Source organism: Coleofasciculus sp. G2-EDA-02, assembly GCF_040226375.1.
Classification (GTDB): Bacteria; Cyanobacteriota; Cyanobacteriia; order Cyanobacteriales; family Coleofasciculaceae; genus Coleofasciculus.
Genome location: NZ_JAVKEW010000127.1, coordinates 26,736 through 37,000, shown reverse-complemented (window position 1 = coordinate 37,000; position 10,265 = coordinate 26,736). Strand labels below are relative to the sequence as shown.

Genomic DNA, 10,265 nt, shown 5'->3' with positions numbered 1-10,265 from the left:
GTATTTTCAATCCCTGTCCCACTAGGTCGTATAATTTAGCTATGAAACAAGTTCTCACGATAGTTGTAAAACTCCAACCAACGCCTGAACAAGTTGCCTTCTTAGAGGTAACCCTTCAGGCGTTTGCGGATGCTTGTAACTATGTGAACGAAAACACAGATCCTAAGCTAACCAACAAAATTGCTATCCAGTCTCTGGTTTACCAAACCATCAAGGAGAAGTTTAATTTGGTGGCTCCCCATGGCAGTCAGGGCTTGTGCGAGAGTTGCCGCTAACCGCAAGGTTGCCAAACACAAAGATAAGACTATTAAGGGTTTTGCCCCAAGTAGCATGGACTGTGATAAAGACTTGTTTCGATTCAGAGAACAAGACTGGACAATAAGCCTTGCTACCATTCACGGCAGAGAACGAATTGAACTGAAGGCGGGGAATTACCAAAGAGGAAAACTTAAAGGGAGAAATCCAACTTCGGCTCAGCTATGCAGACACCGTGATGGTCACTACTACCTGCACATTCAGATTAAGGACGGCGCACCCGAACCAACAGATACCAGCAAGACCCTGGGTATTGACTTAGGACGCCGCGACATTGCGGTAACTTCCGTTGGCCAGAAGTGGGACGGCACTGGCATCAAGCAAGTTCGAGATAGGTTTTCCCAAGTTAGAGCGTCTCTCCAGAAGAAAGCCCCGAAAGGCACGAGGACAACTCGGCGTAGATGTCGAGAAGTTTTGACACGGCTGTCGGGACGAGAAAGACGGTATCAACAATGGCTCAATCACAACATATCCAAATCGGTAGTCAGACGAGGGGTTGAGTTAAGTGCCTCAATCGCCATAGAAGACCTTACCGGGATTCGGGAAAGAACAAACCAGCAGCCAAGAAACAAGACAGAACGTAGGCGCTCGAATTCGTGGGCATTTTATCAACTGCGAATGTTCATCGAATATAAAGCCAGGAGTGCTGGTGTTCAGGTTATCCCCATTTCTCCTGCCTATACTTCCCAAATGTGTCACAACTGCTTGCACATTCATCCCGTAAAGGGAAAGTCTTACCGTAGTGGCAAGACTTTTAAGTGTGGGCATTGTGGTTGGCATGGGGATGCTGACTTTAATGGAGCCAATAATATTGCACTTGTGGGGCTGTCTATAAACCAGCCTAGAGGCACGGGGTTATCGTGCGAGTTAAACCGAACTGCTAAATATGTTCAGCAAAGCTTGTTTGATGACTTCAGGGCTACTGAAAACTCAGGTTTCAGCCGCTAGGCAAACCTGAGTAGTTTATATTCTCAAGTCCAAAATCGTAAGTAAAAGATAACGAGTAAAACAAAAATGGTAGATACCCTTAAAAAACCTAGCTTTGAAGAAATCAGACCGGGCGTTAAATCCCCAGCGAAGGATACCATCCTGACGCCTCGGTTCTACACCACAGACTTTGAAGCCATGGCGCAGATGGATATCTCGCCGAATGAAGATGAGCTGTTGGCGATTCTTGAAGAGTTTCGTGCAGACTATAATCGCCACCACTTCGTCCGGGACGCTGAGTTTGAGCAGTCTTGGGAGCATATCGACGGTGAAACCCGCCGCTTGTTTGTTGAATTTCTAGAGCGTTCTTGTACAGCAGAATTCTCTGGATTCCTACTGTATAAAGAATTGGGTCGTCGTATCAAACACAAAAACCCAATCCTGGCAGAGTGTTTTATCTTGATGTCTCGTGATGAAGCACGTCACGCTGGTTTTCTGAACAAGGCGATGTCAGATTTCAATCTGGCGCTGGATTTGGGATTTTTGACCAAGAATAAGAAGTACACCTTCTTCCAGCCGAAGTTCATTTTCTACGCCACCTATTTGTCGGAGAAGATTGGCTATTGGCGGTACATCACCATTTATCGCCATCTCGAAGCCCATCCTGAAGATCGCATTTATCCCATCTTCCGGTTCTTTGAAAACTGGTGTCAAGATGAAAATCGCCATGGGGATTTCTTTGATGCGATCATGAAAGCTCAACCGCAAATGTTAAATGATTGGCAGGCAAAGCTGTGGTCTCGCTTCTTCCTGCTGTCGGTATTTGCGACCATGTATCTAAATGACATCCAACGGTCTGATTTCTATCAGTCGATTGGTTTAGATGCCCGCGAGTATGATAAGCATGTGATTAAGAAGACCAACGAAACCGCTGCACGGGTATTCCCAGTGATTTTAGACGTGGAACATCCCAAGTTCTACGAACGTTTGGAAGTCTGTATTACCAATAACGAAAAGTTGACGGAAATTGTTAACTCCAACAGTCCGAAGTTCCTGCAATTTTTCAAGAAGCTGCCCTATTATGTCTCTAATGGCTGGCAGTTCCTGAGACTCTACCTGATGAAGCCCATGGAAGTTGCTTCTCAACAGGGCGTTGTTCGTTAGCTCATTAGGCGAGAGGTTTCCCACGACTGAACTCCTGAGCGTTCTATTAGAACTTAGGCTGGTCAACATCAGGATAAATAAAGCCTCGTCCATAGCTTAGCTATGGGCGAGGTAGTTGACGCTTAACCGAATGGGAGAATACAATTATCAGTTTCTATTGTTTCCTTTTCAGAATATAACTCAAGTTTTTTTATTTTCTATAGTGAATTTTAATCTGCGAATAAACAAGACTTAACTTTGAGCCAATAAAATACTCACTAACGACATCTTCTTCAGTTATTACAGCAGCCCTTATGAACCCAGTGATACTATCACTGGGTTTTTTGCAAAGGAGAACTCCCCGGCTGTTTTGACCACCAACTACCATTAATAAACTAATGCCCTAAAAGTTATTGAGCTTCCGTTGTAGGTAAGCAATCGTTTCTCCTACAGCTTCGAGCTTACCTCTCAGTTTCCACACACTTTCACTGTTTTCTCCTTTTGATTCAATGACATTAAGAGTCCGTTGGTATTCTATCTGACGCTCTAACCAGTAATCCAAATCCTGACGAGAGACGCCTGGAGACTGATCGGTAGAATTACTCAAGTTACTATCCTCAACTCAACACAATGTTGCATCTTGCCACTTATTTCTCACCATATCCCCTTTTTCGCCAAATTGCTGTCATTCTCATTAGCCAGATCAAATTTTACTAGCCACCTTAACTAAACAGTCAAGTTCCCATTGCATCTGAGTGCAGACTTTTTCATAGCAAGCATTGACATACTCGCGATCGCTGGCTGTATCACGACCATACCGTTCAAAGACAATCGGCGCACAAATACGAGTGTAAATCGGGACAGGCAAGGGAATATTGGGTAGAGGTCCAATCGCCAATCCCCACGGTAAACCTAAATAAACTGGAAAAACTTCCGGATCAAGACCAAATAGCCACGGGAAAATCCCCCAATCGTGTAGTTGTCGAACCTGTTCGTAAAAATCTGCTAGGACAATCAGCGTATCATGAGCGCCATAAGAAATAACGGGTATAATTGGTACACCTTCCCGCAATGCCAGCTTAATGAACCCCTGACGCCCCGCCAAATGAATTTTATTACGCATGCTGTGGGGACGAAAGACATCCTGAGCGCCCCCAGGATAGACAAGGACACTAGCGCCTCGACGCAAAGCTGCGATCGCCATTTTGGGATGAGTCCTGATTGCCCCCGTCTTAGCCGCTAGTCGTGCCGTGTTTAGGTCAACTTTCCAGCCATTGGGGTGCATCAAACCATAAACCGGACGTTCGGTACCAAAACGCCGAAACCAGTCATACATGACCATGATCATATCCGGCGCGACGAGTCCGCCATTGTGAGAACCCACAAATAAGGCGTTGCCCTGATCCCGAATGTGATGCCAGCCATCGGTTTTCACCCGAAAGTAGTAGTGGTAAAACCACCCCCATAAGGGCATGAAAGATTGGATTGTTTGGGGATCACGTTCATCGAGTGACCACCCGGGTTGGTCGTTTGGGATTGAGCTACCATTCATGAACGAAACAAAATGTTAGTTTGAGCGGATTCTGACCGAAAGCAGGGGAGTATAGGAGGGACAACCTGAGTGACTTTCTTCCTTGAAACAGGATGACTTGCATCCTTCATAAATATTAACGGAACCCAACGCATAAGGCTCTGCTTGCAGTTCGCCAAGTTGAATGTAACACTAGGGTTAACAACTGTAACCTAAGTTGTTCAATTTCAGGTGCATTGCTGGCAAATATGGCTGATCATCACACCTACCGTTCAACTTCTCATCGTGATCGCTTTACTGATCAGCTTTCACCATTATCATTCAGCCGTTCCCACCTACCATCTTTAAATCAGCAGGATTCACCCCACGCCCAGTTGAGAAATTATGCTATGTTAGCGAAGCAGCACGTTAGCGTACCTAGACGAAGGTGAGCGTGCGGCGTCGGACAAGCTAAAAAATCCCCTAAAAAAAACCCCTAGGTAAGCCTTAAAGACACCGCTAGGGGATTCCCAAACAACCTAAACACTAAACAGGAGAATAACGACCACGTTGGAATGCGTTTAAGCTCCCTTACTTAACTAGTTTGCACCCCCGGATGGCATTTTATGTTTAGCTATGATGAAAAGCGTGTAAAGATTTGATGAACTTTTGCTTTATTGAGTCACTCATAGCATATTTCGCTCTGGTAGGGGTGAGGGGTAACACCCATCACAATGCTTGGAGAAATCCTTGGGACATTGATAATACAACTCCAGTTTTCCCCAAACATTATGGATACTAACGAACTCCTGCGGCGTTATCTAGCCCGGGAAAGGAATTTTCGGGGTGCTAATCTGAGGAAGGTCAATCTCATGGGTGCTGATCTCAACGGTGCTGACTTGATTGGTGCTGATTTGAGTGGTGCTGATCTCAGGGGTACTCAACTGATTGACGCCGATTTAAGCAATACGGATCTCAGCCGAGTCAACCTTAGTGGCGCTAACCTTAAACAGGCTAACTTAAGCGGTGTCAATTTAAGTTCAGCTAACCTGAGCCGCACTTTCCTGATGCAGGCTGATCTCAGGGGCGCGACTTTGATTGAGGCGAACCTCATGGATGCTGACTTAGCGGATGTTAATCTCAGCCGGGTTAATCTCACTCAAGTTAATCTCAGTCGAGGCAACTTAAGTGGTGCGAACTTATTTGGCGCAAACCTAAAGCAAGCTATTATGGTGGGCGCTGACCTGAGTGGTGCTTTTTTAATTGGGGCTGACTTAAGTGATACCAACTTAAGTGGTGCGAATCTCAGCGGTGCTGATTTGAGGGGAAGCAATCTCAGTCGGGTTAATCTCAGTGGTGCTGATCTGTTCGGTGTGAACCTGAGTGGTGCTAACTTAAATCAGGCTAATTTGAATCGGGCTAACTTAAGCTATACCAATCTGAGCAATACCAATCTTACGGGAGTTGATCTGAAGATTACCGAGGTAGAGAACGCTCGATTTGGAGAGAACGAGGGACTCTCTGAAGCCAGTATGCTTGATTTGCAGCGACGCGGGGCAATCTTGGAAATGACGAGTTTCAGTGTGAGGGAAACGCCGGGTTCTTAGGGGATGTTGATTGTGCCTTGTCTTTCGGCTCTCCTGTACTTGTGGTGGAAAACTCTCTATTTGTGATAGTTTCCCTAAAAACATTGTTTTGAAAGCACTACCCCCCAAGTTTTTAGGAATCATCAGGTTTGCTTATCACCGTAGGTACGGGAGAACCGACAATCTTGGGTTAAGAAATTTCAACTAACTGAATATCAAAGGTTAAGTCTTGTCCTGCCAGAGGATGGTTGGCATCTAATCTCACATTCGAGTCGGTGACATCGGTAATCACCACTGGAATAACTCGCCCGTTGGGTTGTTGAATTTGTAATTGCTGGCCGATTTCGGGATTCAAGTCTGGGGGCATTTTGTCTCGGGTAACCTCCAGTACCATTTCTGAGCGATGGGGACCGTAAGCTTTATCAGTAGGAATCATTTCGGTTTTGGAATCCCCAGGAGTCATACCCAAAACAGCTTGCTCGAAACCTGGAATGACCTGTCCAGCATCAATGGTGAATTCTATCGGTTCGCGATTCAGGGAAGAATCAAAGACTGTACCGTCCTTTAATTTACCTGTGTAGTGAATTTTGACGGTATCACCGACTTTAGCTTGTGCCATATTTATTTTCCTTGGATTTGGTCAACACCTCTAGGGTATCAACTCCCGCCAATTTTGCATTATTTCCCAAGTGCTATCGACAAGTCACCTCTAGGTGTCTGAGTCCAAACTGGATTGGTCAATCCTTTTCCCTTTTAGGGCAAGGTTGGTGAAAAGCACCTCGCTCTTACCCACCTTACCCAAAATAAGCCAATTGAACTAGCTTACTGAGGTGACATCCCGCTCAGAAGCCTCGGCTTCAGGAGTTGAAGCCGCCACTGCTTCTGGAGGAACAGGTATAGCAAAGTTATAAATCTCGAAGGATTCAGATAAGGGCGTATCCGTGACAGTTGCCTCAGTGGGTTGACTCTGACGTGCTTTGAGTTTTTTAACAGCGACAAAACCTCCGGCTACGGCGGCGATACCAACACTAGCGATACCGAATTTTTTGTAGAGGTCGATTTTATTACCAACCAGACTAGAAGGTTCTCCAGAAGCAGTTGGAGACATACCCTTTTTACCAAAGGAACAAGGGAGGGCTTGAGTTGGGCTGACAGTGGTCAGTAAGAGGCTACCTGTAACGGTTACGGTAGAAAGGAGACTTGTCAAAAGCAGTTTGGATTTAATCATGATTGCTATGGGATATACCTAGTCAGTGACAAAAAGCTTATCTAACAGTTTACAGACCTGATCCAATCAGGAAATCATTATAGGATAATAATTTTAAATCAAAGATATAAATCATACTTGATGATGGTAAATGGTTAAGTGATGATTACCTGTTCCCCCAGGGGCCTTCTCCTTTGCCGTATGGCTTCCGATCTGACTTGTCACGGGAGGTATCGAAATCGGTGGGGTAGGGGTATGAGTAACGCCACTCAGCCGGAAGAATGTCAAGATATAAAGATATATAAACTTCCCTCTCTTCCTATGGACTGGCAAGAACTATCTGGTAGCTGGGTTTTAATTCCTTCCCATCCCATTGGTATCGTGCATTTTTTGGGTGGGGCATTTATTGCGGCTGCGCCCCAAGTCACCTACCGTTGGCTACTTGAGCAATTAGGGCGTCAGGGTTACCTGGTTGTAGCTACGCCGTTTATCAATACTTTAGATCACGTTGCGATCGCCCGGGAAGTCCTCAACCGTTTTGAGACTACCCTAGATCGCCTCAAAGCCACAAGACTACTCAAGAAACAGTATTTACCCATCTACGGTGTCGGACATAGCATGGGTTGTAAACTGCATCTGCTGATTGGCAGTCTGTATTCTGTGGAACGGGCGGGTAATATTTTGATTTCCTTCAACAACTACCCGGCTAAACAGGCGATCCCATTTCTGGAACAGTTCAACGTGCTGGATCAGTTGACGTTCCTCAAGCAGTTGAATATCAAGCCAGCCTTTGACGTTGAATTTACCCCCTCACCCCAACAAACCAACGAACTGATTGCCCAGCAATACGTCGTCCGCCGCAATTTACTGATTAAATTTATCAATGACGAGATAGACCAAACCGCAATCCTATCACCTGTTCTGCAACAGCGATTTCCTAATATGGTTGTGCTGCAAATGTTACCGGGAAATCATATAACACCCTTGGGACAAGATGTCAACTGGAAAACGGGAGATGCATTTACTCCCTTCGATGCGATCGGTCAATGGATGAAGCAAGGCGTTTATCGTGACTTAAATCGACTTAAATTAGAGATTATACGCTGGTTAAATCCTCTGGCGGTGGGGTAAGTAGAGTCTGCTGCAGGTGTGGAGGGGTAGGGAACTCTTGAAGCAGGGGAAGCAGGGGGAGCAGGGGAAGCAGGGGAAGCAGGGGAAGCAATGATACATTTTCCCTGATAGCGGTGCAAGGGTATGAAAGGGTTTTACCCTATTTCCTTGAAGATGCTCCAATGTCCATGCTACTCAAAGCCTTTATAGATAAGGGTTTTGCAGTTGTGCAGCAAACCCTAAGTAATAGAGGAGAAAAGCAACAGGTTGAGTTACGACAATGTATGTAAGTATCTGGCAGAACAATATCCAGTCGCATTTGCCGACTGGCTACTTGCCATTAAATCAGGTGAGGTTGAGGTACTCAAAACCGAGTTGACTTTAGAGCCTATTCGTGCCGATGCTGTCAGCTTCCTGCGAACAGCTAATCAAATCTTGCATATTGAGTTTCAAACTGAACCCTATTCTAACCCACCTATTCCGCTACGAATGCTTGATTATTCTGTGCGTTTAAAGCGACAGTATCGGTGTGAAGTTACACAAGTTGTTATCTTCTTGCAAGAAACAACCAGCGAAGTCGTTTTCACCGAAGAATATCGAGATAGTACCACATTGCACCGCTATCGCGTTATTCGCTTATGGAACAAAATCCTGCACCATTTCTAGTTAGTCCAGCACTGTTACCTCTGGCGGCGTTGGCGCGAACGGAAAATCCCCAAGGGTTGCTGGCGCAGGTGACGGAGCAAGTCGCTAAAATTCCTAATAGGGAGCAGCGACAAAATATTTCCGGTTGTACGGAAATTCTTGCGGGGTTAAGGTTTGATAAAGATTTAATTCGTCGATTTTTGCGGGAGGATATGATGCGTGACTCTGTGATTTATCAAGATATTTGGGAACAGTCTAGAAAACAAGAAGCACTGTCTTTGGTGAGGCGCTTACTCTATTTACGTTTTGGTGAGATTAATTCATCGTTGATTGAGCGGGTTCAAGGATTATCGGTTGAGCAATTAGAAGCGTTAGTGGAGGTACTTTTTAATCGGTCAGAAATGGCAGATGTAGAGGTTTGGTTGGAGCAGGAACAGCGACGAGAAGGACAGGTGGCTTTGATTACACGTCAGCTCAAGCGACGGTTGGGTGAAGTGGAACCCTCGTTAATGGAGCGGATTCGGGGATTATCGATCGCGCAGTTGGAAGCCTTAGCAGAAGCGCTATTGGATTTTTCGGGCGTGTCAGATTTAGTGGGTTGGTTTGAGCAGTTACGGTAAGCACAAGGGAGTATAATTGCTTTTTTCAAGCAACCATAATTGTGCTGGAGTGAGGAGAGAAGCAATCGGTTGAGTTACGACAATGTATGTAAGTATTTGGCGGAACAATATCCAGTCGCATTTGCCGACTGGTTACTTGCCATTGAATCTCAGGAGGTTGAGGTACTCAAAACCGAGTTGACTTTAGAGCCTATTCGTGCAGATGCTGTCAGCTTCCTGCGAACAGCTAATCAAATCTTGCATATTGAGTTTCAAACGCTACCCTACTCTAACCAACCGATTCCGTTTCGGATGCTGGATTACTCGGTAAGGTTGAAGCGACAATATCGTTGTGCTGTGGTACAGGTGGTTATCTTTTTACAGGAGACAACCAATGAAGTTGCTTTTACTGAGGAATATCGAGACGAGACAACGATTCACCGCTACCGAGTAGTTCGCCTGTGGGAACAAGAACCAGCAACATTTCTAGCTAATCCAACACTGTTACCTTTGGCGACATTGGCGCGAACAGAGGAGCCTCAAGGATTGTTGGCGCAGGTAGCGGAACAAGTCGCTAGAATTCCTAATAGGGAGCAGCGACAAAATATTTCTGGTTGTACAGAAATTCTCGCGGGGTTACGGTTTGAAAAAGATTTAATTCGTCGGTTTTTGCGGGAGGATATGATGCGTGGTTCTGTAATTTATCAAGATATTATGCAACAAGGTATATTTAGCTTGATTAGGCGTTTGATTGAGCGGCGACTGGGTAAGGTTGAACCAGCATTAATTGAGCGGGTTAGCGAGTTAGCTCCCGAACAGCTAGAGGCGTTAGGGGTAGCGCTATTGGATTTTTCTGAAGTTAGAGATCTAGTAGATTGGTTAGATCAGCAGCAGCCACGAGCAGGAGAGGTGAATTTGATTGTCCGTCAGCTTAATCGGCGGTTGGGTGAGGTTGAGCCAGTATTAATTGAACGGGTTAGGAGATTACCTATCGCGCAGTTGGAAGCGTTAGCAGAAGCGCTGTTGGATTTTTCGGAGGTGGCGGATTTAGTGGATTGGTTGGAGCAGTTGCAGTAAGATTACACAAGTGATAATAGAACAGTTTATGTGGTGAGTGACGATCGCATCGATTTTCTCCAAGCTCGATACCACTATAGCGATCGCGGATAATAGAGACAAGGAAACTCTAGCCAGCTATAACACTGTTACCTTTTCTAACGCAG

Annotated in this window: 8 protein-coding genes and 4 pseudogenes; 8 read left to right on the top strand and 4 right to left on the bottom strand. The window is 45.5% G+C overall.

Annotated elements, in window-relative coordinates; genetic code table 11:
* Window positions 1–2 precede the first annotated feature (2 nt).
* Both RLO19_RS14490 and acsF read left to right on the top strand, forming a co-directional pair.
* A pseudogene (locus RLO19_RS14490) lies at window positions 3–1,263 on the top strand (RNA-guided endonuclease InsQ/TnpB family protein).
* A gap of 66 nt (window positions 1,264–1,329) precedes the next feature.
* Window positions 1,330–2,406 carry a magnesium-protoporphyrin IX monomethyl ester (oxidative) cyclase gene (acsF, locus tag RLO19_RS14485; protein ID WP_446357427.1) on the top strand — a complete coding sequence of 359 codons (1,077 nt, stop codon included), beginning with the start codon at window positions 1,330–1,332 and terminating at the stop codon, window positions 2,404–2,406.
* Between the two features lie 382 nt (window positions 2,407–2,788).
* Here acsF and RLO19_RS14480 read toward each other — a convergent pair whose 3' ends face one another.
* Window positions 2,789–2,992, bottom strand: a complete 204-nt coding sequence (locus tag RLO19_RS14480; protein WP_446357425.1) for a hypothetical protein — start codon at window positions 2,990–2,992, stop codon at window positions 2,789–2,791.
* Between the two features lie 96 nt (window positions 2,993–3,088).
* The gene (locus RLO19_RS14475; protein ID WP_446357423.1) at window positions 3,089–3,937 is read right to left on the bottom strand and encodes a lysophospholipid acyltransferase family protein; all 849 of its coding nucleotides are present in this window, start codon (window positions 3,935–3,937) and stop codon (window positions 3,089–3,091) included.
* A gap of 749 nt (window positions 3,938–4,686) precedes the next feature.
* Between RLO19_RS14475 and RLO19_RS14470 the strand changes: the two genes are divergently transcribed.
* Window positions 4,687–5,502 carry a pentapeptide repeat-containing protein gene (locus RLO19_RS14470; RefSeq protein WP_446357422.1) on the top strand — a complete coding sequence of 272 codons (816 nt, stop codon included), beginning with the start codon at window positions 4,687–4,689 and terminating at the stop codon, window positions 5,500–5,502.
* A gap of 169 nt (window positions 5,503–5,671) precedes the next feature.
* On the opposite strand, the gene RLO19_RS14465 is transcribed toward RLO19_RS14470, so the two are convergent.
* On the bottom strand, window positions 5,672–6,100 hold the full coding sequence (locus RLO19_RS14465) for an FKBP-type peptidyl-prolyl cis-trans isomerase (protein ID WP_446357420.1): 429 nt from the start codon (window positions 6,098–6,100) through the stop codon (window positions 5,672–5,674).
* 198 nt (window positions 6,101–6,298) lie between these two features.
* Complete coding sequence (locus tag RLO19_RS14460; RefSeq protein WP_446357418.1) at window positions 6,299–6,709, bottom strand: hypothetical protein; 411 nt, start codon at window positions 6,707–6,709, stop codon at window positions 6,299–6,301.
* Between the two features lie 300 nt (window positions 6,710–7,009).
* Here RLO19_RS14460 and RLO19_RS14455 point away from each other — a divergent pair, with 300 nt between their 5' ends.
* From RLO19_RS14455 to RLO19_RS14435, 5 genes and pseudogenes are all read left to right on the top strand, one after another.
* Window positions 7,010–7,819, top strand: a complete 810-nt coding sequence (locus RLO19_RS14455) for a DUF1350 family protein (protein ID WP_446357432.1) — start codon at window positions 7,010–7,012, stop codon at window positions 7,817–7,819.
* A gap of 246 nt (window positions 7,820–8,065) precedes the next feature.
* Window positions 8,066–8,877, top strand: a pseudogene (locus RLO19_RS14450) (Rpn family recombination-promoting nuclease/putative transposase); the annotation flags it as partial.
* A gap of 18 nt (window positions 8,878–8,895) precedes the next feature.
* A complete protein-coding gene (locus tag RLO19_RS14445) occupies window positions 8,896–9,063 on the top strand; it encodes a DUF4351 domain-containing protein (protein ID WP_446357430.1) in 168 nt (55 codons plus the stop codon).
* Window positions 9,064–9,132: 69 nt separating this feature from the next.
* Window positions 9,133–9,933: pseudogene (locus tag RLO19_RS14440) on the top strand (Rpn family recombination-promoting nuclease/putative transposase); the annotation flags it as partial.
* Window positions 9,934–9,942: 9 nt separating this feature from the next.
* Window positions 9,943–10,119: pseudogene (locus RLO19_RS14435) on the top strand (DUF4351 domain-containing protein); the annotation flags it as partial.
* Between the last annotated feature and the right edge of the window lie 146 nt (window positions 10,120–10,265).

Coding starts and splice junctions, on each gene's coding strand:
- acsF (WP_446357427.1), top strand. CDS start 1,330: ATGGTAGATACCCTTAAAAAACCTAGCTTTGAAGAAATCAGACCGGGC.
- RLO19_RS14475 (WP_446357423.1), bottom strand. CDS start 3,937: ATGAATGGTAGCTCAATCCCAAACGACCAACCCGGGTGGTCACTCGAT.
- RLO19_RS14470 (WP_446357422.1), top strand. CDS start 4,687: ATGGATACTAACGAACTCCTGCGGCGTTATCTAGCCCGGGAAAGGAAT.
- RLO19_RS14465 (WP_446357420.1), bottom strand. CDS start 6,100: ATGGCACAAGCTAAAGTCGGTGATACCGTCAAAATTCACTACACAGGT.
- RLO19_RS14460 (WP_446357418.1), bottom strand. CDS start 6,709: ATGATTAAATCCAAACTGCTTTTGACAAGTCTCCTTTCTACCGTAACC.
- RLO19_RS14455 (WP_446357432.1), top strand. CDS start 7,010: ATGGACTGGCAAGAACTATCTGGTAGCTGGGTTTTAATTCCTTCCCAT.